The sequence below is a fragment of the Paenibacillus sp. J2R1T-4 genome (assembly GCF_059692235.1).
On sequence record NZ_JCAUBA010000008.1, the window covers coordinates 49,053 to 74,279 of the forward strand.

Annotated in this window: 19 protein-coding genes and 1 tRNA gene; 15 read left to right on the forward strand and 5 right to left on the reverse strand. The window is 47.5% G+C overall.

Annotated features, from left to right (window positions below; translation table 11 throughout):
- Position 1: 1 nt before the first annotated feature.
- From AC58QD_RS15190 to AC58QD_RS15200, 3 genes are all read right to left on the reverse strand, one after another.
- A complete protein-coding gene (locus AC58QD_RS15190) occupies positions 2–877 on the reverse strand; it encodes a carbohydrate ABC transporter permease (protein WP_497334629.1) in 876 nt (291 codons plus the stop codon).
- Positions 871–1,794: an ABC transporter permease gene (locus AC58QD_RS15195; protein WP_497334997.1), complete on the reverse strand. Its 924-nt coding sequence runs from the start codon at positions 1,792–1,794 to the stop codon at positions 871–873. The genes AC58QD_RS15190 and AC58QD_RS15195 overlap by 7 nt, the downstream gene beginning before the upstream one ends.
- 125 nt (positions 1,795–1,919) lie before the next feature.
- Positions 1,920–3,527: an extracellular solute-binding protein gene (locus tag AC58QD_RS15200; protein ID WP_497334631.1), complete on the reverse strand. Its 1,608-nt coding sequence runs from the start codon at positions 3,525–3,527 to the stop codon at positions 1,920–1,922.
- Positions 3,528–3,902: 375 nt separating this feature from the next.
- On the opposite strand from AC58QD_RS15200, the gene AC58QD_RS15205 reads away from it, so the two are divergent.
- The 6 genes from AC58QD_RS15205 (at position 3,903) to AC58QD_RS15230 (ending at position 12,815) form a co-directional block, all read left to right on the forward strand.
- Positions 3,903–5,684, forward strand: a complete 1,782-nt coding sequence (locus tag AC58QD_RS15205; protein WP_497334633.1) for a stalk domain-containing protein — start codon at positions 3,903–3,905, stop codon at positions 5,682–5,684.
- A gap of 363 nt (positions 5,685–6,047) precedes the next feature.
- Entirely contained in the window at positions 6,048–8,345 is a 2,298-nt protein-coding gene (locus AC58QD_RS15210) for a helix-turn-helix domain-containing protein (protein ID WP_497334635.1), read from the forward strand.
- Between the two features lie 170 nt (positions 8,346–8,515).
- Positions 8,516–9,427 (forward strand): ABC transporter permease, encoded by a 912-nt coding sequence (locus tag AC58QD_RS15215; RefSeq protein WP_497334637.1) that lies wholly within the window; start codon positions 8,516–8,518, stop codon positions 9,425–9,427.
- 20 nt (positions 9,428–9,447) lie between these two features.
- A complete protein-coding gene (locus tag AC58QD_RS15220; RefSeq protein WP_497334639.1) occupies positions 9,448–10,371 on the forward strand; it encodes a carbohydrate ABC transporter permease in 924 nt (307 codons plus the stop codon).
- A gap of 42 nt (positions 10,372–10,413) precedes the next feature.
- The gene (locus AC58QD_RS15225; RefSeq protein WP_497334641.1) at positions 10,414–11,994 is read left to right on the forward strand and encodes an extracellular solute-binding protein; all 1,581 of its coding nucleotides are present in this window, start codon (positions 10,414–10,416) and stop codon (positions 11,992–11,994) included.
- Between the two features lie 23 nt (positions 11,995–12,017).
- Positions 12,018–12,815: a M55 family metallopeptidase gene (locus AC58QD_RS15230; RefSeq protein WP_497334643.1), complete on the forward strand. Its 798-nt coding sequence runs from the start codon at positions 12,018–12,020 to the stop codon at positions 12,813–12,815.
- A 142-nt stretch (positions 12,816–12,957) separates the two neighbouring features.
- Here AC58QD_RS15230 and clpP read toward each other — a convergent pair whose 3' ends face one another.
- Both clpP and AC58QD_RS15240 read right to left on the reverse strand, forming a co-directional pair.
- Positions 12,958–13,539, reverse strand: a complete 582-nt coding sequence (gene clpP / locus AC58QD_RS15235) for an ATP-dependent Clp endopeptidase proteolytic subunit ClpP (protein ID WP_497334645.1) — start codon at positions 13,537–13,539, stop codon at positions 12,958–12,960.
- A 186-nt stretch (positions 13,540–13,725) separates the two neighbouring features.
- Positions 13,726–13,800 (reverse strand) — tRNA-Arg (locus AC58QD_RS15240).
- A gap of 263 nt (positions 13,801–14,063) precedes the next feature.
- Between AC58QD_RS15240 and AC58QD_RS15245 the strand changes: the two genes are divergently transcribed.
- From AC58QD_RS15245 to rnr, 9 genes are all read left to right on the forward strand, one after another.
- A complete protein-coding gene (locus AC58QD_RS15245) occupies positions 14,064–15,083 on the forward strand; it encodes a sugar-binding transcriptional regulator (protein WP_497334647.1) in 1,020 nt (339 codons plus the stop codon).
- A gap of 89 nt (positions 15,084–15,172) precedes the next feature.
- Positions 15,173–16,177, forward strand: a complete 1,005-nt coding sequence (gap, locus tag AC58QD_RS15250) for a type I glyceraldehyde-3-phosphate dehydrogenase (protein ID WP_497334649.1) — start codon at positions 15,173–15,175, stop codon at positions 16,175–16,177.
- A gap of 114 nt (positions 16,178–16,291) precedes the next feature.
- Entirely contained in the window at positions 16,292–17,473 is a 1,182-nt protein-coding gene (locus tag AC58QD_RS15255) for a phosphoglycerate kinase (RefSeq protein ID WP_497334651.1), read from the forward strand.
- Between the two features lie 26 nt (positions 17,474–17,499).
- A complete protein-coding gene (gene tpiA / locus AC58QD_RS15260; protein WP_497334652.1) occupies positions 17,500–18,252 on the forward strand; it encodes a triose-phosphate isomerase in 753 nt (250 codons plus the stop codon).
- A gap of 1 nt (position 18,253) precedes the next feature.
- Positions 18,254–19,825, forward strand: coding sequence for a 2,3-bisphosphoglycerate-independent phosphoglycerate mutase (gene gpmI / locus AC58QD_RS15265; RefSeq protein WP_497334654.1), 1,572 nt, complete (start codon positions 18,254–18,256; stop codon positions 19,823–19,825).
- A 20-nt stretch (positions 19,826–19,845) separates the two neighbouring features.
- A complete protein-coding gene (eno, locus tag AC58QD_RS15270; RefSeq protein ID WP_497334656.1) occupies positions 19,846–21,135 on the forward strand; it encodes a phosphopyruvate hydratase in 1,290 nt (429 codons plus the stop codon).
- A gap of 59 nt (positions 21,136–21,194) precedes the next feature.
- Positions 21,195–21,908 carry a M50 family metallopeptidase gene (locus AC58QD_RS15275; RefSeq protein ID WP_497334658.1) on the forward strand — a complete coding sequence of 238 codons (714 nt, stop codon included), beginning with the start codon at positions 21,195–21,197 and terminating at the stop codon, positions 21,906–21,908.
- Positions 21,909–22,189: 281 nt separating this feature from the next.
- Complete coding sequence (secG, locus tag AC58QD_RS15280) at positions 22,190–22,426, forward strand: preprotein translocase subunit SecG (RefSeq protein ID WP_497334660.1); 237 nt, start codon at positions 22,190–22,192, stop codon at positions 22,424–22,426.
- Positions 22,427–22,548: 122 nt separating this feature from the next.
- The gene (gene rnr / locus AC58QD_RS15285; protein ID WP_497334662.1) at positions 22,549–25,125 is read left to right on the forward strand and encodes a ribonuclease R; all 2,577 of its coding nucleotides are present in this window, start codon (positions 22,549–22,551) and stop codon (positions 25,123–25,125) included.
- Positions 25,126–25,227 lie beyond the last annotated feature (102 nt).

Below are 25,227 nucleotides of genomic sequence, written 5' to 3' on the forward strand. Positions count from 1 at the left end.
TCTAACCCTTTTCCGAACCAAGCATAACTCCTTTGGCGAAATATTTCTGGGCGAAAGGATATATGACCAGCACTGGCACCATAGATATGAAAATAGTAGCATTCTTCATAGCTTGCGGGGTAATGGTAGATTTATCGATTATGCTGTTTTCCTGGGTTGAGCCAAACATCAGCATGTCACGAAGCACCACTTGCAGGGGGTACAACTTCGGATCATTCAAATAAATCATCGGGATAAAAAAGCTGTTCCAATGTCCAATGAAATAGAAGAGACCTATGGATGCAAGCGCTGGTTTCGAAAGTGGAATAATAATACTGCGCAAAATTCTGTATTCGGAAGCCCCGTCAATCAAAGCCGATTCTCGTAATGAAGATGACATGGATTCATAGAAACTCTTCAAAATAAGCAGTTCGATGGTCCAGATCGCGTTAGGAAGCACGATTGCCCAGATCGAATCGATCAGATGCAGCTTTTGTACAATTAAATATGTAGGGATAATACCTCCATTAAGGAACATGGTCAGAATGATGGCGACCATAAAAAATTTGCGTCCAAAAAAGCCTGGTCGGGACAACGGATACGCAGCTACTGCAGTCATCAATAAATTAACAGCTGTGCCTATGCTTGTATAGAGGAGAGTATTTCGATAGGCCCTTGGGATTCTGGGGTTTTCTATGATTTGTATATAAGCATCGAGATTAAAGCCTTTTGGCCAAAGAAACACCCTGTTTTGTACAATAGAAGCGGTATCGCTGAATGAGATTGCAATGATATAAATAACGGGGTAAACCGTCACAATTCCAACTAAGCTTAACAGTAAGATAAGAAAAACATCAAAAAAGGTGTATTTTTGCTGAAACGCCTTCGATTTTACCATAACCCTCTTCCACCTGCTTTCTTACTGATGGCATTAGTAAGGAGTAGCATGCACAAAGCGATAAGCGATTCAAATAAGCCTACTGCTGATGCATAGCTATAATTGGTCTCGAGTAATCCTTTGCGGTATACGTAGGTGGAGAATACATCAGCAACCTCGTATGTCATCGGATTATAGAGGAGAAGCACCTTCTCATAACCAACCCGGAACATGGAGCCAGATTTAATAATGAACATAATCAGGATTGTAGGCATGATGCACGGAATGGTGATACGTCGCATCATCTGAAAACGGTTAGCACCGTCTACTTTGGCTGCTTCGTACAGGCTGGGGTCAATTCCGGCTATAGCTGCCATATAAATAATAGCTTCAAAACCCATATGTTGCCATATATCAGAGGAAATATAGATGGTTCGGAACCATTCCGGCGAGACTAAGAAATAGAAGGGTTCAAATCCTAACCATTGCAGCAATTGATTCACAAGACCGTGTGTTGGCGAGAGGAAGTCTATGATCATGCTGCTGACAATAACGACAGACAAAAAGGTCGGTAAATAACTGAATGTTTGAATCGTTTTTTTGAATTTAACATTGCGGACTTCATTCAGTAAGACAGCGAAAGCGATCGGAAATGGAAACGACCATAACAGGGCGAACGAGCCTAGTAAGAATGTATTCCGGAATAGGAGCCAAAAATCATAGCTATCAAAGAAGCGTCGGAAATGCTCTAAACCAACCCACTCACTGCCTAGAATACCTTCATAAACGTTATAGTCCTTGAAGGCAATGATTAGCCCGTAGATAGGTCCGTACCGGAACAAAATATAGAAAATGATACAAGGGATGAATAAGATCAGCAATTGGCGATCGCGATATACATGCTGCAGAATGGCTTTGAAACGTGACCTGCGAACCATTTTATTGGGCCCGTTTGATATATGGGGTTGTGTAGTTTGCAATGGGCTTCCTCCTATCATAAGGACAGAGCACCCGAGACTAATTCGGCTCGGGTGCTTCTGGTCAAACCAATGAGCTTGGCAACTTACTTGGCTTCATCAAAGCGTTTTTGTGCAGCATTGTAGGCATCCACGATTTTCTGAGAACCGAGTTTATTAGCTGTTTGCTGCCATTCCGTCCATGTTGTATCGTTAGATTCTTTTTTCATTACATATTTCGTGGCGAACTCATTAGCTGCTTTGTCCAGAGATGACTTCAAGTCAGCTATGGTCTTCGTTTCTTCTTCCGTGAACTTCACAATTGGATCCGCCGGTTCATATTTCTTCGTTTTATTAATTTTATCTTGAGCTTCCTGCTCTTTTTCAGTAAAAGCGTAATACACACTGCGTTTGTCTGGACGTAGATACATGCCTTCCAGCCACATGCCGTATTTGGTCTCCAGTACTTTGATATCAACGAGCGGTACGTCTTTCAATTCAGGATAAACCAGTTTGTTGTTCTCCATTTTGAAGGTCACGCCCTCAACCCCCAAGGAGACTAATTGCGAGCCGGATGGACTGGTCAGGTAATCAAGGAGTTTCAAAGAAAGTTCCTTGTTCTTGTTATTCGTTACTACGATGCCAAAGTTGGAGATTTTCGGTAATGTCCGAATGTTGCCAGTAGGACCGACCGGGTTTGCGTAACGCAGGTTGTAATCAGGAGTTGTTGCTTTCACTTGGTTAGCGAACGAATCCAGTCTTCCAATCCAGTCAAATGTTACGAAGGATTTGTTATTCGTAGTCATCTTAGCCGTCCATGAAGCGTCTGTATCGGTTATAAATTCTGGATCCATCAAGCCTTCTTCATACATTTTCTTCATGAAGTCAAGCATGCTTTTATATTCAGTGGACGTGTATGCTGACTTCCAGGTCTTCGACTTCTCATCATAGAATATAGGGAAATCATTTCCGCCAATCCCCCACCCGTAAGCCCAATCTCTGAAAATGTTCTCCTTCGTTTTGGAAGCGTAAGGGTAGGATTGCGGGTAAGCGGCTTTCAGCTTCTTGAGTGCATCATAGAATTCATCTGTATTGGTCCATTCCTTGATACCGTGCTTGTCGAATATATCTTTACGGTATAGGAATCCGTGGTTCACGTCACGATTCAGACCAAAGATCGGCCATCCGTATAGATTGTTTTTCTCGTCTGACCAAGACTTCATTATCCAATTATTCTCGGGATTGTTAGCATAGAGTTTACTGAAGTTCGGAAGATCCTTAAGGTGAGCATTGATAGGGGTCAAGGCTCCTTGACCACCCATTTTATTGATTTCTGCAGACGTAAGGCCGTGCCAGATATCTGGAAGATTATTAGATGCTACGACAACTTTCAGCTTATCTTTGTAAGTTTGTGATGAGTACACCTGCATGTCCAGTTTAATACCCGTTCTTTTCTCAATTTCCTTTATGACCATCGAGTTGTTGAGATCCGGATGTTCGCTGACGAGCATCCAAGTCAATGTGGTTGGCTTATCGACGAGTGGTAGCTTCAGTCCGCCAGTATCCCCGTAGTTAACCGTTGAAACTTGTGATGTTGGCGATGGTGTGGTGCTCGGGTTCGTACTCGGGCTCGTGCCTGTCGTGCCGCCCCCGCAACCTGCGAGCATGGTTGCCGTAAGCGTAAGTGCAAGCGCAATTTTACTCTTTGTAGCCATTTGCTTGTTTCCTCCCTTTTTATCGATCACGACTAACGAGTCATTATCCTTGCCGATTGATGGATAACGCTCCTCCATATAGTAGGCCAGCTTTGAAAGAGGCGTAAATAAAGCGTTTTCATTTTCTTCATTAAATGAGGGCTGATTTGTGATTCGACTTAATAAACCTTATAATAGTGCGGTTGAACGTATGTAGAAATACCTAAAGACAGGAAAATCATAAACAAATGGCCCAATCTTAAGCTGTTGCCAACAGGTAACTTGTCGCAGGTCGAATAGGACAATTATCTCATAACCGTCAATGGTATATGCAACCTTTTCCAATAATTAACGTCTAACTTAGGGTCGACTATATAGAAGAGGATGGAGAGAATCTTGAAATTACGGAAGTGGATGATTGCTTTACCGTGGATGCTAGTAGCGATCCTGCTAACGGTTAATATCGTATCGCCCAATGCAGGGGCAAGTGTATCCTCGACAACGATGACGATATGGCTGCATGAGAATCAACAAGCCGCAACAGTAGATGGGCGACCTGTTCAATTGGACATGCCCGCTCTTGTAAAAGATGGAGACATCTACTACGTGCCGGTCAAGTTCCTATCGGAACAAATGGGCTTCGATTTGAAATGGAATAATAAGACGAATCGAGTGGAGATTGGAACATCCAAGTCCAAGATTGAGATTGATAGCGCCAAGCAAGCGATATATGTGAACGGGGCCTCATTCCCTTTCAAAAATTCCGCCAAACTGTTCGACGAACGGCTTATGGTAGCTGACACCTGGCTGAATGATTTCTTCGGTGCCAAGTATACATACAATAAGGCTGAGAAACGAATGGAAATTTTCTTTGTGAAACGGCCTCAGACGTTAACCAATGACGGTAACGCCAATTCCAAGCCAGTGGCTCGCTTTACTTTCGGGAAGCCGACTTATCGGATTGGGGAGCCTGTCAAATATGTGGATCTCAGCTATGATCCGGATGCGGAAGGGTTAACCTATGAGTGGACAGGCAAGGAGGAAGCCTTCTACAAGGCAGGCAGATTCCTGGTCACTTTGAAGGTGACGGACGGCAAGGGCAAGGTGAGCGATATGTACTCCCGCTATATCGAAGTGGAGAACCGCACCATGTTCACTACGGATCTGCAGAGGCAGCTATATACCGCACCTGTAGGTACGATTATCAAAGCGAACTGGCCTATGCTATACGCCCATTTCCTGGAAATTCCGGAATTGCCTAAGAAAGTGACGGAGGATCGCTCCCGCTCGATGCTGATGAGCGACGGTCCTGAGACCTTCACCGAGAAAGGTATCCTGTATCAGGATATTATTAATGGCAAAGGCAGGCTGTACGCGAGTCATATGAACGGCATGGACGAGAAGGTTCAGTTCGTCATTATGGCCACGAATCCAGGCACGAAGCCAGTGACAATTCATACTACCAATAAAGGGGAAGTATACCCTTCGATCTATGCTCATCTGATCGGTCATCAGTCCGCGGTCGAGTTCATGCTCAATGACAAGATGGATCAGAAGCTGACGATTCCGGCAGGCCAGACAAGAGCGTATGTCCAGATGCCGGAATTCCATCCCGGTCAGGGTATGAATGCGATCTACGATGTGGAGACAGACGGTCCGATTCAATTCTCATTCATGGCTATGGATGCGGTGATCGAGACACCTATCTCGCTGTATCCATTGTTGTATGCGCCGCTGCCGTTCGATGGGCATATCCGCGGAACGTTCCCGATTACGCAGAAAACATGGGATGTCGAGGGGAGCAGCTTCACCAAGGCTTCGCGTCTGGTGCTGGGAGACAATATCAGTGATCCCAACCAGGCGGGGTATGATGTATTCCGCAAAGAAAAAGTGTTCGAGGATGGCAACTACGGAGTCGTATACAACATTCATATGGATAAGCCGCGCAGGATGGCAGTGCTGCTGTTAGCGCGGGGAGGAGCCTTCAAGGGGCCGCTCAAATTCAACGGTGAGCTGGTGCTGGTGCCGCAATCCGGCGTTATCACCGCATTTGAGCAGATTCAAGTGTTGTATCGAACCGATGGTACGGAGCCTTCGCTGGATATTGAATACATCCCGCCTTCCGGATCCGCATTTCCGGTCGATCTGATCTTCTATCCGTTGGACGATATCAAGTAAATAAACGAAAAAACAGGCAGTCGGTATAATAACCGGCTGCCTTATTTTTTTTGATTATAGTCATTCGTAAGTTAATAAGCATGTACGGGTATACGACCCTTGTTTTGATGGCTTTATCACAGAACAACTACACAATGATCCAACTATTTATGGATTGCTCATTGTTATTAAGTTATATTTAGGCGTAAAAAATGACGGATGAGTTGCTTGAACATTTGTGTTAGCATTAACAATGGAAGAAATAGTTGAAACCCCTTCTAAAATCACAATTTTTAAAACGAACGATTCATACGATACGGATTTGGCTGGGTGTTTAGCAGAGCTTTGCAATATTAAAATCCCGTACAAGGAGTGAGTTCATCCATGCTCAAAGGAAGACTTGCCCTACTTCAAAAAATGAGTCTGACCTACAAGCAGCAATTGTTTGTCTATTCATTACTGTTCAGTATAGTGCCGGTACTTTTGGTAGGCCTTTTCTCGGCTAATATCTCCTCAGGCAAAATTCAAGAGGAAGTCAACTACAATCAGCAGATGACATTGCAGCAGCTAAAGTATCAGGTGGATACGTTTCTATACAACATTGAACGTACCTCCCTACAAATTGTAGGGGATGTTACAATCGAGAAATCGCTGAGGATCGGTATTTCCATGGATGATAGTGATGCTCTGAATACGTTGTTGGATATGCTAGAAAGGATTAAAAGTTACCGGAGTTATGCGGATATTAAGTTTGATATGTCACTCATTTACAATAAATACGGTTACCTCTATTCTAACAATTACGGTGTTATGAGCGTCAAGGATTTCCCATTTTATCAACTGCTTCAGACAGAAAAGCCTCTGGCATCCAGCGCCCTCGTTATTCCGCCGAACGTCTACCGGAACCAGAAGGAACTTCTATTAATCCGATCCATTCAGAGTAGTGCAGCTCCACCGGAAGGTCTCTTGGTGATGGAGGTCGATGCCCAAAGGTTTTATGAGTTCTTTCAGTCTTTGGAAATAGGCAACAACAGCAGGGTCGTAATCGTCGACAACGAAGGCAGAGTGGCTATGAGTCAGAACGAACCGGAAATTGGGTCGCGTGTCGATTCTTTATCCCCCCTTTTTCAAATATGGCAAGACCCGCAACCTTACCCGATTCAAATATCTATCGATGGATCTGATTACAAGGTATCCGCACAAAAATCATCCTTCAACCAATGGACGTATATCGCTATGACGCCGCAAAAGGTGCTGACTCAAAAGTCAGATTCAATCAACCATCTGACTTGGGTAGTGGTCATAGTGTTGGTAGGGATGTGGACTTTGCTCTCCTTCATTGTTTCCTACAGGATGTATCTTCCGCTTCAACGAATGTCGTTAAAGCTTCCAAAGCGAGAGGGTGACGTCCTGCAGGCGATCGATACATACATAGATGATTCTACAGAGACGACCCGTAATTTGACTACTCAAATCATTAACCAGAGATCGGACGTACGGGATCACATTCTTCTGCAGCTGTTGCGAGGGGAAATTTCAGAATTTGAATTTCTTGAAAAATCTAAGAGATGCGAGTTTCTATTGCAGGGTCAATTGTATTATGTCGGTCTTGCCGAGATAGACCAGTACCTGGACTTCAAACAGAAGTTTATTGGAAGCGACCGATCTTTGATGATGTATGCATTATCCAAACTAATTGAGGAAATTAGCGAGGAGTTTTATCCGTGTGCTGCGGTTAGCCCCAATCCTGGCCAGATTGCTTTCATTCTGGGGGTGGATGAAGCGAGCGATGACATGGACCGCCGCATAATTGGACTGGGCGATGCAATTCGCAGCAAGGTATCACAGTACTTTCAATTCTCGCTTACCGTGGCTGTCAGTGGGGCGTTTCGGCATCTGAACAGCATAAGTGACGGCTATGATCAGGCATTGGAGCTTCTCCAGTTGCGCTTTTGGCTAGGAGATAACCGAACGATCTCTCGAGCAGAAATGAATAATTTGGGAACGGTTCAACAAACGAGCAAAAATTTGGTGAAATGGCAAAAAGCGATCGTGAAAAGCATCGCTGAAGGGGATCTTGTAAAGGCAGAGGAGCAGGTGGTCCTAATGTTCAGTTCCATGCCGCAGACGGAAGCAAATTCACAGCAAGTCGTCGGTTTTCTTTCCCATCTTATCGGAGAAGTGGACGGCATGATGGAAGAGATGGGTTATGAATTACCTCGTTTGTTCGAGGCTAACCTCTATAAAGGAATGTACTTAACTGAAACGATGACCGAGCTAAGGGACTGGTTCCAGAACGAATTTTTTCCGGAATTACACAGACATCTTGGCCAATTAAACGGTTCACAAAAAAAGCGACTGGTCCAACAAGTCATCGCCTACATTCATGATCGTTACGAGACGGACTTGTCATTACAACAGGTCGCTGATCATTTTGGGCTGCCGGCTTACCAGTTAAGCCGCTATTTCAAGGAGGAAGCAGAGATCAGCTATATCGATTATGTTATGCGGTTCCGTATTAACAAGGCCAAGGAGTGGCTTACACATTCGGAAATGTCGATCAAGGAAATCACGGAAAGGTTGCGTTATGCCACTACCCAAAACTTCACTCGTGTCTTTAAACAAATAACGGGGGTTCCTCCCGGAAAGTACCGAAGTAAATTGCGTCAAAGCAACGAATAATAGTAGCTTGATTTCCCTGGATGAAGGCGTTTACCAGGGCTTTTTTCTTTTTGTATCCTGGTTAGCATTTGTGTTTCCTGTTTCTCTCAGCAGCACTACAATTGAGACTTTTACTTTCATTCCGGGGTTTATATAGTGAATGCAATACTTAAGAAAGGAGGAGAAAATGAATGGGTTTGAATACCATGCGTAGAAAAGCTTGGCAAAGCCGCTATATGTACTTGTTCGTACTGCCAGGATTGCTCTATTTTATCGTTTATAAGTATGTTCCCCTACTAGGGTCGGTCATTGCGTTTCAAGATTTCAGCCCCTTTAAGGGGTTCCTTCACAGTCCTTGGATAGGTTTCAAACATTTCCGAACGATCTTCGAAGATACAGAAGTCATGCGGGTACTTTACAATACGCTTACGCTTTCGTTTCTGCAAATTGCATTCGCCTTTCCCGTTCCAATATTGCTGGCCTTGATGCTAAACGAAGTTCGCAACGAGCTGTATAAAAAAATTATCCAGTCGATTGTCTATCTCCCGCACTTTTTATCGTGGGTTGTGGTGGTGGGGATCGCAACCCTGGTATTACGCAGTGACGGGTTAATCAACAATGTCCTGTATGACTGGTTCGGCATGGAGTCGTTTCCATTCCTGCAACAACCGGTTCTTTTCAAGCCCCTGCTTGTATTAGAGGTAATTTGGAAAGAGGCGGGTTGGGGAACGATTATTTTTTTGGCTGCTTTGTCGGGCGTTAATCCGGAATTGTATGAAGCTTCTGTGGTTGACGGAGCCAACCGTATGCGGCGTATATGGCATATTACGCTTCCGGCTATCCGCAGCACCATTGTGATTTTGCTTATCCTTCGGTTGGGCCATGTGCTGGACAGCGGGTTCGAACAGGTGTTCCTTATGCTCAACCCGTTTGTTAATGATGTTGGCAATGTGTTGGATACTTATGTCTATTATAAGGGGATTCAGCAATCGGACTTCAGCTTTGCCACCGCTGTAGGCTTATTCAAATCATTCGTCGGGCTTGTGCTTGTGATTAGTGCGAATTTTCTGGCCAAGCATTTCGGGGAAGAAGGGATTTACTAGTGACTAGAGGTGAAGCGTAGATGCTGCTCAAACCAAGGATAAAAACAAGCTTTATCAAGAAAGGGAACGATCTTTTCTCCCGCCAATCTTTCGGGGACCGGATTCTGGATGGCCTCAATGTTGTGCTGCTGCTAGTTGTTGCGGCGGCAATGTTTTTACCGTTTCTATATATTTTCTCGGTTTCGTTCTCATCAATGGCAAGCTATTTGCAGAGCAATATTATGTTGTGGCCGAAGGAATGGTCAACGGGTGCCTATCGTTACATTTTGTCCAACGACCGATTTATCCGCTCCATTATCGTAACCGTATTCATTACCTTGGTTGGCACTCTGTGCAATCTAGTGATTACGGCAACGATGGCTTATGGGGTCTCGCGACCATTTTATGGTCAACGTACTGTTATGTTTCTGGTGTTGTTCGCGATGCTGTTCAGTGCTGGTATTATTCCGACATATTTGGTCGTACAGTCAACCGGCTTGTTAGATACAATTTGGGCGCTTATTATTCCCGTATTGATCAGCCCGTGGAATCTCATCGTGTTTCGTCAGTTTTTCAAAAGCATTCCAAGCGAGCTTCGTGAAGCGGCTTTGATCGACGGTGCAGGTGAGTTTTCCATTTTCCGAATAATAATTTTACCGCTATCAAAACCGGCACTTGCTACGTTTGGGTTGTTCTATGCAGTTGCCCATTGGAACTCCTATTTCACGGGAATTCTTTACTTGAACGATTCGTCCAAATGGCCTATTCAAGTACTGCTCAGGCAAATTGTCGTTGTGAACGACATGACTTCCATACAGACCCAGCAGATTTTGGAGCAGGTGCCCCCTTCGGAAACGGTACAAATGGCGGCGATCCTACTAGCCACATTACCGATCTTAATCGTATATCCGTTTCTGCAGAAGCATTTTGCTAAAGGTATGATGGTAGGATCTGTAAAAGGTTAGTTATTACCCAGTCAAATAAAATATCCATTCGGAGGTTCGAATATGAAATTGAAACGTACAACATTCATGCTTGCTACGTGCTTGGTGATTCTGGGAATAGCCGCTTGTACAAAGGGAAGTGAATCTGGAGAATCGGGAGAGCAAGGATCGCCAATCTCCCCCAGCAGTTCAGACAAAATGTATGAAATCAGCTTCATGAACCATGCTTATACCATTTTTCCGCCGGCTCAAGGTGCAGCGGTTGATGCGATCAAGGAAAAATTCAACGCACACATCAAATCACAGTTTATCCTTGCGGCCGACTTCAAAGATAAGCTGAACGTCGTCATGGCTTCCGGCAACATGCCCGATGTCGTGGTTATAGCAGGCCCGATGGACTCGAACTATTACAAATGGGCCAGGCAAGGAGCGTTCCTTCAGACCGATGAATACCTGAACAAGTATGAGACTTTTAAGGCGGTTCCGGCATCGGTTTACAACCAGGTTAAAGTGGACGGCAAAGTTTACGGCATTCCAACTTACAGATCGACCTACACCAACAGTGGGTTGATTCGCCAAGATTGGTTGGATAAGCTCGGCTTGAAGATGCCGACCAATTACGAGGAACTAAAGCAGGTGGCAATAGCTTTCACGAAGGACGACCCGGATGGCAATGGTCAGAAAGACACGTACGGTTTTGCGCTTAGCCAGAATATTGAACCCGATTTCAGTATGGGGGCGTATTGGTCCAGAGGCTGGTATCATAAGAACAAAAACGGACAATACATTCCCGGAGTAATCGGACCCGGCCGCAAGGAAATCATCCAAACCCTTAGCGAGGCTTATGCCCAGGGTGCCGTAACGAAAGATTTCGCCGCACTGAACTGGCCCCAGACAAATAAGGAGTTTTATTCCGGTAAGGCGGGTATCTTCATCGGCATCCCTGCTGGGATGGTGGAGGATTATTATCTTGGATTATTGAAAGTAAATCCGAATGCTAAGCTGGTACCGATTCCTTACTTCAAATCGCCGGATGGACAGCAGGGTGGGCTGCTTGAAAGAGGATATTATGGGGTAGCCGCCTTATCGTCAAAACTGAAGAATGACCCGGGTAAGGTGGCGAAAATACTCGAGATTTTGGACTATGGCCGCAAGTTCATCCCAGTAAACGAGCGGAACCCGCAGAACAAACAATTCGACTGGCTGATGGGCCATGAAGGTATCGGATACGACATGGTGAATGGCCTAGCGGTATTGAAGCCGAATTCCGAAGCGGTGACTCCGGTCCAATACATGTTGCAAAGGCATGAATCGTGGAGACCGTGGGCCCCAAGTAACGAGGCGAATCAATATTCCAAAACGACGTATAAAACGCCGGAAATGCAGAAGATGATCGCTAGCATTGAGGAAATGGAGAAAAAGTACAATAAGGAACCTTACGATGATCCGAGTTATTCCGTGTTTTCTGAAACGGATGCGCAAAAGGGAGGGGAGCTAAGTAAATATATAATCGGCGAGCAGACAAAGATGATTGTTGGACAGCGTCCAATTGCGGATTGGGATAAGGTTGTGCAGGAATGGATGGACCGCGGTGGTGCTCAAGTCATTCAAGAAACGAACGACGCTATTAAAGCACTTAAATAACTTTTAAAAAAGAGAGTGAGCCTATGAAAATCTATGTTAGCGTAGACATGGAAGGAATTGCTGGAATCATTTCGAAATCACAAATATTTAAAAACGAATTGCATTATGAAGAGTCAAGAAGGCTTTTGACTAACGAGGTAAATGCTGTCGTAGAAGGGTTACTGCAAGAAGGAGTAGATGAAATTATCGTAAAGGATGCGCATAGCACAGGCTTTAACTTTCTACTTGAGGAGTTGCATCCGGGTGCGACGTATTGCATTGGTGGAACAAACATAGCCGAACGCTTCCCTGGATTAGATGCGTCCTTCGATGGAGCTATGCTGGTTGGTTATCATGGCATGGCTGGAACGTATCGAGCAATTCTGGATCATACCTACTCGATTAAGAGCTTTACTGAAATTAACCTGAATGGACAACCGATCGGTGAAATCGTAATTGATAGTCTGCTCTTTGGGCTAAGGGATGTACCTGTGCTGTTGGTCACGGGGGACGATACGACCTGTGTAGAAGCTGATCGTGAGCTTGGACCGGACGTCCAGACGTACACGACGAAAATAGCAACTGGACGCCACAGCGGTTTAATCAAGCCCCCGCGCAAGGTGAACGAAGAGATCAAGGTCGCGATTAAAGCCGCCCTAGCGAAAAAGGAGGTATGCAAGCCTTATAAGAAGCAAGGTCCTTACGAATTGGTCGCGCATTATTTATCTACTGATTTGGCGGATGCCCGCTATTGCGATGGCAAGGAAACCATCCGACTTGACGGTCTGCGGATTTTGTTCAAGGATAATGATTTGGTCAGACTATTCAACAGAGCATTGTAACCACTCTTGCATTCCTTTGCTCAAGCTTGTGTTTCTGTATTCACAACCCAGCAGAATTACACCACAACAACAACAACAAGAACAGCAGGGAGTTGGCACTTGGCCAACTCCCTGCTGTTCTTGCTGAGTAATATTTTTCAGTCTAAGCGTTCGTAACAACCTTGTCGATCAAGCCATATTCTACAGCTTCTTGTGCGCTCATGAAGTAGTCGCGATCGGTGTCCTTGTCAATCCGCTCAATCGGTTGACCGCTGCGCTCGGCCAGAATTCCGTTCAGCTTGTCACGCAGCTTGAGGATCCGCTTGGCGCGAATCTCGATATCGCTCGCCTGACCTTCTGCACCGCCAAGAGGCTGATGGATCATGACTTCGCTATTAGGCAGCGCGTAACGCTTGCCTTTGGCGCCTGCCGCGAGCAAGAATGCGCCCATGGACGCAGCCATACCTACACAGATCGTCGACACATCAGGTTTAATAAACTGCATCGTATCATAGATAGCCATGCCTGCCGTAATCGAACCGCCCGGGCTGTTGATGTATAAGGAAATATCTTTATCCTGATCCTGGGCGGACAAGAATAACAATTGTGCAATAATGGCGTTTGCTACTGCATCATTGACAGGTGTGCCCAAAAAAACAATACGGTCTTTCAGTAAGCGGGAGTAAATATCATAAGCACGTTCTCCCCGTCCATCTTGTTCGACAACCATTGGAATATAGCTCACGGCAAAGCCTCCTTTATGGAACAAGTATGCTCCAAAATGAATTGGTATTAAACCCATCATACTGAAAAAAACATCAAAGGTCAAGGAAGGTCAAACGAAGTGAAAATAAAAACGTCTCCGAGCAATCGGGACGTTATGGTGTGCATGCTATTGATGTTGATAATAATGAAATAACAAGAGAGTTAATGGCGCGCTCGCGAGGAATTGAACCTCGATCTCAGGCTCCGGAGGCCTACGTCATATCCTTTGGACCACGAGCGCACGATATCAAGTTAAGGCTGACATTTACCTTAAGGACAAGAGCTACTTAATCATAGGCAGCAAAAATTATTATAGTGGATAATAGCTGAAAAATCAAGAGTGCGACAATATGTGTCATAATAGGGCCCCGTACGGCTTGCAATTGCAAATAAGGAGCATTATAATAAAAATATAAGCGGGACACAAATTGCTTTGTAGGGACTTAATACGTCCCACTCGCTATTTGCTCCATGCAAGTCTTTCAACCAGGAGTGAAGGCCGCCATGAGGCATATTCTTGATATTCAGAAACAGCTGGTGCCTGACTTGACGGATGTATTGAAGAAGCGTTACTCCATTTTACACCATATTCACATTTCCGGCTCGATCGGACGCCGCACATTAGCAGCTAATCTTAATTTAACGGAGCGGGTGCTGCGCGCTGAGGTAGATTTTCTCAGGGAGCAAGGATTACTGGATGCAGAATCGTCTGGTATGAAGCTAACCGAGAGCGGGAGCCGCTTGTTGGAAGATATGGAGCTGCTTATCAAAGATCTCTTCGGCCTGTCTGACTTGGAGGAACAGTTGAAGCAACGATTCGGGTTGAATCAAGTCGTTGTAGTTCCCGGTGACTGGGACCATTCGGTCTTCACCAAGAAGGAGCTGGGGCGCGCAGGTGCTGCAGCGCTTCGCAAGTATGCTACTAAGGACGACGTTATTGCTGTAACTGGTGGGTCGACGCTTGCAGAAATTGCAGGGTTCCTGGCGCTATCGCCCACACTCAAGGGCAGCTTGTTCGTTCCGGCACGCGGTGGCCTAGGTGAAAGCGTTGAGCTTCAAGCGAATACGATCGCCTCTACGATGGCGAAGAAGACAGGCGGTCAATATCGGCTGCTGCATGTCCCTGATCATCTGGGCGAAGAAACCTATCAGTCTCTGATGCAAGATACGAATATTCAAGAGTTGGTTAATGTTATTAGAGGCTCCCGTATTGTCGTACATGGAATCGGAGATGCTATTTTAATGGCCAAACGCCGCAAGGTAGATCCTCATACTATTGAGAGTCTAAAGACGGAAGGCGCGCTGGCAGAGGCATTCGGGTATTATTTTGACCGCCAAGGGAAGGTTGTTCATAGAATGCCTACGGTCGGATTGCGGCTGGAAGACATTCAGAACACGGAAGTCGTTATCGGGGTGGCAGGCGGCCGCAGTAAGGCTGAAGCGATTGATGCCGTCATGCATTATGGGCACAATGATGTGCTTGTAACTGATGAGGCTGCTGCTCAAGAAATTCTTAAGCTGTAACAGGTGAACCTAGTACTGTGTTGTCACGACTCCCTCACACGGACGTCTTGAAATAGATTACAATCCCATTTTCCTAGGAGGAAACCCACATGGTAAAGTTAGGTATTAACGGATTTGGCCGGATCGGCCGTAATGTATTTCGCGCATCGTTGAACAACCCGAATGTTGAGATTGTAGCAGTTAACGATCTTACAGATGTGAACACTTTGGCTCACTTGCTGAAGTATGACACGACTCATGGACGTCTTGACGCAACTGTTGAAGCAGGCGAAGGCTGCCTGATCGTTAACGGCAGAGAAGTGAAGATCTTCGCTGAGCGTGACCCTGGCAACTTGCCATGGGGAGAATACGGCGTAGAGATCGTAGTAGAATCCACAGGGATTTTTACAGCCAAAGAGAAGGCAGAAGCTCACTTGAAGGGCGGCGCCAAGAAGGTCATCATCTCCGCTCCAGCGACTAACGAAGATATCACTATCGTAATGGGCGTTAACGAAGACAAATACGACCCAGCCGCTCACACTGTAATCTCCAACGCTTCCTGTACAACCAACTGTCTGGCGCCTTTTGCCAAAGTATTGAACGACAAGTTCGGAATCGTCAAAGGGATGATGACTACAGTTCACTCTTACACGAACGATCAAAGCGTTCTTGACTTGCCGCACAAGGATCTTCGCCGTGCACGCGCAGCAGCTGAGAACATCATTCCTTCATCCACAGGCGCAGCCAAAGCCGTATCCTTGGTATTGCCTGAGCTGAAAGGGAAATTGAACGGTATGGCTTTCCGCGTACCTACTCCGAACGTATCCGTAACCGATCTGGTTGCAGTACTGAATGTGAATGTGTCGGTAGAAGACGTCAATGCTGCATTGAGAGAAGCTGCTAACGGGCCGCTCAAAGGCATTATGAACTTCACGGATGAGCCGCTTGTATCGAGCGATTTCAATGGCGATCCAGCTTCCTCCACAATTGATTCGTTGTCCACAATGGTAGTTGGCGACAACATGGTGAAGGTTGTGTCCTGGTACGATAACGAGTGGGGCTACTCCAACCGTGTGCTTGACCTGGCTTCTTATATTGCAAGCAAAGGGCTGTAAGCTCATAATAGATTAAAGCGGAGGAGAAGCGATTCTCCTCTTAAGTATTTCGCCAGAAATGCACTTCGCAAGCATGCGCTTAAGTATTTCGTCATATCGAACAGGAGGGTCCCGATGAATAAGAAAAGTGTTCGCAACGCAGAGGTAGCCGGCAAGAAAGTGTTCGTACGCGTAGATTTCAACGTTCCGCTAGAGAATGGCGCTATTACAGATGATACTCGAATGCGTGAGACGCTGCCGACCATTACTTACTTAATAGAGCAAGGCGCCAAGGTTATCCTGGCCAGTCATTTAGGTCGTCCTAAGGGACAAGTTGTTGAAGAGCTTCGTCTGACACCAGTAGCGGCGCGTCTATCAGAGCTGCTTGGCATGCCGGTGGTCAGTGCAACGGAATCTATCGGTGAAGCGGTTCAAGCTCAAGTCGATTCCCTGCCTGCGGGCGGCGTCCTGTTGCTGGAGAATGTTCGATTCCATGCAGGAGAAGAAAAGAATGATGCTGAGCTGGCGAAAGCTTTTGCAACACTTGCCGATTTGTATGTGAATGATGCTTTTGGCGCGGCGCATCGCGCACATGCTTCAACAGAAGGCATCGCACATCATTTGCCGGCAGTTTCCGGCTTGTTGATGGAAAAAGAGCTGGATGTGCTGGGTAAAGCGCTTCGCAACCCGGATCGGCCTTTCACAGCGATTGTCGGCGGCTCCAAGGTGAAGGATAAAATTGGTGTTATCGAGAACTTACTTAACATAGCGGATAATATTCTGATTGGCGGCGGATTGTCTTACACCTTCTTGAAGGCACAAGGCTATGAAATCGGCAAATCCCTTGTAGATAACGAGAAGCTTGATCTCGCGCTTGAATTCCTGCGCAAAGCTAAGGACAAAGGGGTTAACTTCTTAATCCCGGTTGATATCGTCATCGGAGACGATTTCAGCGCCAAAGCCAACTCAAGAATTGTGCCTATCAATGAAATTCCTGCAGATTGGGAAGGGTTCGATATCGGACCTAAGACTCGTGAAATTTATGCAGATGTAATTGCCAACTCCAAGCTTATCGTCTGGAACGGACCGGTTGGAGTGTTCGAGTTGGAGCCTTATTCAGCCGGAACGCGCGCAGTTGCTGAAGCATGTGCCAAGACACAAGGTTACACCATTATCGGGGGCGGCGATTCTGCAGCAGCAGCTGAGAAATTCCACCTCGCGAATCAGATGGACCATATCTCAACGGGCGGCGGAGCCTCGCTTGAGTTCATGGAAGGCAAAGCATTACCAGGCGTAGTAGCCCTTAACGATAAATAATTTGTACGAAAGGGGATTTCACTCCCATGAGAAAGCCGATTATTGCAGGTAACTGGAAAATGTTCAAAACCGTAAACGAAGCTCTCGCTTTCGTAGATGCGGTGAAAGGTTCTGCTGAGGTAGACGGAGTAGAGAGTGTCATCTGTGCACCCTACATTGCCTTACCGGCATTGGTTCAAGCTGTTCAAGGTACTTCCTTGAAGGTTGGCGCACAGAACATGCACTGGGAAGACAATGGAGCTTACACAGGCGAGATTAGCGGAGCCATGCTGAAGGATCTTGGCGTGGACTACGTAATCATCGGCCACTCGGAGCGCAGAGCGTACTTCGCGGACACGGATGAGACCGTGAACCGTAAGGTGTTGGCCGCGTTCAAGCACGGCCTGACGCCGATTGTGTGCGTCGGAGAGAGCTTGGAGGAACGAGAAGCGAGCAAGACCAAGGATGTGTGCCGCTTCCAGACCGAAGCGGCACTTGCGGGGTTGACCGCGGCTCAGGCCGCGCAGGTTGTAGTGGCGTACGAGCCCATCTGGGCGATCGGTACGGGCAAGACGTCGACCGCGGATGACGCTAACGAAGTGATCGGCTACATCCGCGAGCGCATTGCCGCCCAGCATGGCGCGGAAGCGGCAGCCGCTGTGCGTATTCAGTACGGCGGAAGCGTGAAGCCGAACAATGTGCGTGAATTCATGGCACAGTCGGATATCGATGGTGCCTTGGTGGGCGGAGCGAGCCTTGAGCCTGCATCGTTCATCCAACTCGTCGAGGGGGCGCGCTAAGATGACGGCAGCTAACAGCAGCGTGAGACCGAAACCGGTCGCGCTGATTATTCTGGATGGCTTCGGACTTCGCGGAGAAGTGCACGGCAATGCCGTGGCCCAAGCGAGCAAGCCTAATTATGATCGCTACATGGCGACCTATCCGAATACGACGCTAACCGCTTGCGGAGAAGCAGTCGGGTTACCGGAAGGACAGATGGGCAATTCTGAGGTAGGTCATTTGAACATCGGAGCAGGCCGGATCGTATATCAAGACTTAACCCGGATTACCAAGTCGATTCGCGACAAAGATTTCTTCGACAATGAAACATTGCTTGGTGCAATTGAGTATGTCAAGAAAAGCGGCAGGAAGCTGCACCTGTACGGGTTATTATCGGATGGCGGCGTGCACAGTCATATTGAACATCTGCTGGCCTTACTTGATCTCGCCAAAGCTCATGGGCTAACCGAAGTGTATATTCATGCTTTCCTGGACGGCCGTGATGTGTCGCCTGACAGTGCTGTAGGTTATATTGAGCGTGTGCAGCGCCATATCGAGAGCATTGGAGTCGGTCAATTCGCTACGGTGCAAGGCCGTTACTATGCGATGGATCGCGACAAACGTTGGGAACGGACAGAGAAATCTTACCGGGCTATGGTGTACGGTGACGCTCCTGCTTATACAGATCCGATTCAGGCTGTACGCGAATCTTATGACAAATCCATCTTTGATGAATTCGTCATGCCGACTGTAATCGTTGGAGCAGATGAGAAACCAGTGGGGTTAGTGGAAACGGCTGACGCGGTTGTATTCTTCAACTTCCGTCCTGACCGCGCCATCCAATTATCGCAAGTGTTCACGAACGATGATTTCCGCGGGTTCGATCGTGGAGAGAATCATCCGATTGGGCTGTATTTCGTATGCTTGACGATGTTCAGTGAATCGGTTGGAGGATTCGTCGCTTACAAACCGAAGAGTATGGACAACACGCTTGGTGAGGTGCTTGTACAGAATGGGCTGCGGCAATTACGTGCGGCCGAAACCGAGAAATACCCGCATGTAACCTTCTTCTTCAGCGGGGGCCGCGATGTGGAGCTCCCTGGGGAAACTCGGTTATTGATTAGCTCGCCGAAGGTAGCGACTTATGATCTGAAGCCGGAGATGAGCGCTTATGAGCTGGCTGAGGCTGTCGTAGGAGAGATTGATAAAGGAATCCATGACGTTATTGTTCTGAACTTTGCCAATCCTGACATGGTCGGACATTCCGGCATGCTGGAGCCTACGATCCGAGCAGTCGAAGCGACGGATGCTTGTCTCGGACGAGTTGTGGAAGCGATTCTGGCTCAAGGTGGAGTTGCGCTAATCACAGCCGATCACGGCAATGCAGATCTGGTTGTCGATGACAACGAGCGTCCATTCACAGCACATACGACGAACCCGGTTCCTTTTATTGTGACCACGAATTCTGTTACATTAAGAGAGGGCGGAATTCTAGCGGATATCGCACCAACTATGTTACAATTACTCGAGTTGAAGCAACCGGTAGAAATGACCGGCACATCCATCATATCTTCCGTACAACCAATCATATAAATAAGGAGTGTTACCTGATCATGACGATTATTTCTGATGTTTACGCACGCGAAGTATTAGATTCCCGCGGTAATCCGACTGTTGAAGTAGAAGTATACCTGGAGTCCGGCGGCAAAGGCCGCGCAATCGTTCCATCCGGTGCCTCTACGGGTGCTTATGAAGCTGTTGAGCTTCGCGATGGCGACAAAAGCCGTTATTTGGGTAAAGGCGTACTGAAAGCAGTAGAGAACGTGAACGAAATTATTGCTCCTGAAGTGATTGGCCTGGATGCTCTGGATCAAGTTGGAATCGACAACAAAATGATTCAATTGGACGGTACTCCGAACAAAGCCAAGCTTGGCGCAAACGCGATTCTTGCTGTATCCATGGCGGTTGCTCGCGCAGCAGCGGATGCACTCGATCTTCCTCTGTATACTTACCTTGGCGGATTCAACGCGAAGCAGCTTCCAGTTCCAATGATGAATATTATCAACGGTGGGGCGCATGCGGATAACAACGTTGACGTTCAAGAATTCATGGTGCTACCGGTTGGCGCTGCTACATTCGCAGAAGCGCTTCGCATCGGCACAGAAATTTTCCATAATCTGAAAGCAGTTCTTAAAGATAAAGGCTTGAACACAGCTGTCGGCGACGAAGGCGGTTTCGCTCCTAACCTGGGTTCTAACGAAGAAGCAATCACTACCATCATTACAGCGATCGAGCGCGCAGGTTACAAGCCGGGCGTTGATGTATTCCTGGGTATGGACGTGGCTTCCACAGAGTTCTACAAAGACGGTAAGTACCACTTGGAAGGCGAGGGCAAATCCCTTACTTCTGCTGAGTTCGTAGACTTCCTTGCGGATTGGGCTAACAAATACCCGATCATCTCTATCGAAGACGGCTGTGCCGAGGATGACTGGGAAGGTTGGAAGCTGCTTACTGAGAAGCTTGGCAGCAAAGTCCAACTAGTCGGCGATGATCTGTTCGTTACAAACACAGAGCGTTTGGGTAAAGGAATCGTAGATGGCATTGGTAACTCAATCCTCGTGAAAGTGAACCAAATCGGTACACTGACTGAGACGTTCGATGCAATCGAAATGGCTAAGCGCGCTGGTTACACGGCTGTTATCTCCCACCGTTCCGGTGAGAGCGAAGACAGCACGATTGCTGATATCGCGGTTGCTACTAACGCAGGTCAGATCAAAACAGGCGCACCTTCCCGTACGGATCGCGTAGCGAAGTACAACCAATTGCTCCGCATCGAGGATGAGTTGGCCAGCACTGCTCAATACGGCGGTAAGAAAGCTTTCTACAACCTAAGGAACCTGTAATATAAATAGCACGAAGATTATAGTCATACAAGCTGCTTCCGAAGAGGAGGGGATTACAAATGAGCAGATGGATGGTAACGATAGCTTTATTGGTCGGGTCCGCCATATTGAATCATTGGATCCCTTTCTCTTCTTTTTTTCGTAATCTGGATACAATGGTGCATGAATTCGGGCATGCGATTGCTACACTGCTGTTGTCGGGCAAGGTTCTATATATTTACTTGTTCGCCGATCATAGCGGAGTGACATACTCTTATATAACGGGTGGTTGGCGAGTCATACCGATGGCTATGGCTGGTTATTTCACAGCATCCTTATTCGCGGTTTATTTGTTCTATGCGTATAGTCGAGGCCGGCTAACGCAAGGCTTGGTTGTATGTTCTGTGCTGGCTGTGCTGTGTCTCGCTCTGTTCGTCCGCAATGGCTACGGGATGGCGTGGATTATCGGTTTCCTGGTTGTGAACGGGATCGTCATTATACTGCCTTTCCGGTGGCTCAAAACGTTCTACTATTTGCTCGTGGCCTTTGTATCGTTGGAGGAATCGGTAGTAGGCCCTGTCGGACTCGCCATTATGGCGCTTAATAATCCGTCCAAAGCTGGTGATGCGAGCAGTTTGGCTCAGGCTACTGGAGTTCCGGCTCCGGTATGGGGAATTGTGTTCGTTATCATTGCGCTAGTGTGTGCGCGTTCCGCGATCGGTTACTTTCTGGGGAAGCCAGGCAGACGGAAGGTTGGAAACTTGTCGGGTGCGAGAAGGTTTACGGCGGAGTGAATGGGTTGACATAAAAGAAAGTCAAAAAAATTTCAAGCTGGAGGTTCCTAAGAAAGCGAAGAAGGAGCCTTAAGAAAACGTGTTGAGATTGAATAAAAGGCATGATCGGGTACAATTCAGGTTGCTTCAATCTGGGGGTCGTACCCTTTTTTCATTGAACGGCGTCGATGGATAGGCTTGGTTGTATTATTGCTGTGTGTATGGTATAATCAATTTTGCTTTGAATTTGCAGTGCGATCATTCAGTTGGTTATTACGTAACGCTTTTTAGGAGGTTGGATCGTGGAAATTTTGTTCAAAATATTACTCATTATTGCTTCTCTTGGCTTGATTGCAGTCGTTCTATTGCAGAAGGGTAAGAGCGCAGGGTTATCTGGTGCCATCTCCGGCGGTGCGGAACACCTTTTCGGTAGGACTAAGGCTCGCGGACTCGATTTGTTCCTGTCCCGATTGACTATTGGACTAGCTGTAGCTTTCTTCATCTTAGCTCTGCTTGTAGCTTATGTGGTGAAAGGTTAATTGATAATTGTACAATACGCAGCGGGGGCTATCTCCTGCTGTTTTTTTGTTGGAAAAACGGTTAATACTAATAGAAGCACTGATAAAAAGCATGTTCGATAAAAACAAGGAAGGGTGATGAGATGATCACAGCAGAACAGGTCCTGCAGTTTGTGCGCGAGAAAGCGTATAAGCCTATGACCTATCAGGAATTGGCCCAACATTTTGAAGTATCAGATGATGCGGAGGAGTTTAAAGCTTTTCTGAAAATATTGAATCAACTTGAGAATGATGGAGCGATTATTCGCACTAGAACGGAGCGCTACGGGGTTCCAGAACGGATGAACCTATTGCGGGGGAAGCTGCAGGCGCATGCCAAAGGATTCGGTTTCTTGCTGCCTGAAGAGCCAGACCATCCAGATGTGTACATACATGCTAATGATATGAACGGCGCGATGAATGGCGACATCATCTTGGTGCGCATTACGTCTAAGAGTGCGGCTGGCGGAAGGCTTGAAGGGGAAGTAGCACGAGTAGTGACGCGCGCCAATACGCAGATCGTAGGGACTTTGCAGAGCTTGGAGTCGTACGCTTTTGTTATTCCCGATGATAAAAGAATTGTGAAAGATATATTCGTGCCTTCGCATGCTTTTAACGGAGCTGTGGATGGGCAGAAGGTTGTAGTTAAGCTTGTAACTTATCCGCAAGGGCGCGCTGCTGCAGAAGGCGAAGTCGTAGAAGTTTTAGGGCATAAGGATGATCCTGGCGTAGATATATTGTCGATCATTCGCAAATATCAATTGCCCGAAGCATTTACCGATGATGTCATGCAAGAGGCGGACGCTGCTCCAGATACCATACGCGAAGAAGAGCTCGTTGGTCGACGGGATTTGCGCGGCAAACGGATCGTGACGATAGACGGGGAAGATGCCAAAGATTTGGATGATGCCGTTAATGTAGAGCGTCTGCCGAACGGGAACTATTTACTGGGTGTGCATATCGCCGATGTAAGCTACTACGTTCGTGAGAATTCAGAGCTGGACAAGGAAGCATACAATCGCGGATGCAGTGTGTATCTGGTAGATCGGGTTATTCCGATGCTGCCTCACCGTTTGTCTAACGGGATCTGCAGCTTGAATCCTCAAGTGGATCGGTTGACGATGTCTTGCGAGATGGAGCTCGATTCGAATGCCCATGTAGTACGTCATGAAGTGTTCACCAGTGTAATTAAGACGAAGGAACGGATGACTTATTCGAATGTACGCAAAATTCTCGCTGATGAGGAGCCTGAGCTGAACGAACGGTATGCTGATCTGGTGGATGACTTCCGGTTGATGGAAGAGTTGGCTATGAAGCTTCGGAATCGGCGGATGCAGCGGGGAGCCATTGATTTTGATTTTGCGGAATCCAAGGTCATTGTGGACGAGAAAGGGAAACCGGTCGATATTATCAAAAGAGAGCGATCGGTTGCCGAGCAAATTATCGAAGAATTCATGCTGGCAGCCAATGAAACCGTTGCGGAGCATTTCTATTGGTTGAAGGTGCCTTTCCTTTACCGGATCCATGAAGATCCTGATGGCGAGAAGCTGATGCATTTCATGGAGTTTATCACGAACTTTGGCTATGTATTGCGCAGCAAAGGGAATACGATAAAGCCCCGTGCCTTGCAAGCTCTGTTGGAGGAGATTAAGGGAACCAAAGAACAGACGGTAATAAGCACGGTTATGCTTCGTTCCATGAAGCAGGCCAAGTATGATGCTAACAGCTATGGTCACTTTGGGTTAGCGGCCGAGTTCTACTCGCATTTCACGTCTCCAATCCGACGTTATCCCGATCTGATTATTCACCGGGTTATGCGGGAAGTGTTGGAGCAGGGGGCTTTGAGTGAGAAGCGACATGAGTATCTAGCCAGCCGGATGGATGAATATGCGAAGCAATCTTCCGAGCGTGAGCGTATAGCGGTCGATGCGGAACGCGATACGGATGCCCTCAAAAAAGCCGAGTTCATGCTCGACAAGGTGGGCCAGGAGTTCGAAGGTATTATTAGCAGTGTAACGAGCTTTGGGATGTTCATTGAGCTGGATAATACGGTCGAAGGGCTTATCCGCTTAAGCGACATGCACGATGATTATTACCATCACCATGATAAAATCCATGCGTTGGTCGGTGAACGCACGGCTAAGGTTTATCGCATCGGCGATGAGGTGAAGATTCGCGTCGCACGCGTGAATATGGCTGAGCATACCATCGACTTCGAGATGGTGGATATTTCGCCGCGGCAGAACAACAAGTTCAACTACGTTGACGGCCGCAGCAGTGGTGGTGGCCGCGGAGGCCGGGGCGGTAAGCGCGGCGGCGATCGCGGTGATCGCGGCGCTGAGGGCGGCCGCGGCGGGTTCGATGCTGCGCCTGGCCGAGGCGGGCGCGGTGGTAGTGGCGGCGGCCGTGGTCGCCGCAAGGGCGCAGGCGGCGCTGCGCAGGGCGCTAGCCGCGGCGGTGGCAGCGGCGCGGCGTCAGGCGCTGGACGCGCCGCCGGAAGTGCCGGAAGCGGAGCCGCCAGCGGCGGCAAGACGGGCGGCAGCGCGAGCGGGCGTGGCGGAGCCAGTCGAGGCGGCGCTTCGCGAGGCGCTGGTGGCGGGCCCGGCACGGGCGGTGGCGGCGGTGACGCCGGCAAGGCGACGCGCGGCTTCGTGCGCAAGAGCAGCAAGCGGAAAAAATAGTTATAACTCCGCGCCTGCATTGATTTTACCCGTTGAAGTTGATACAATAAACTCCTAGCTGATCGCATTTAACGATCCAGTTCTATCGATTGAAGGAGTGAT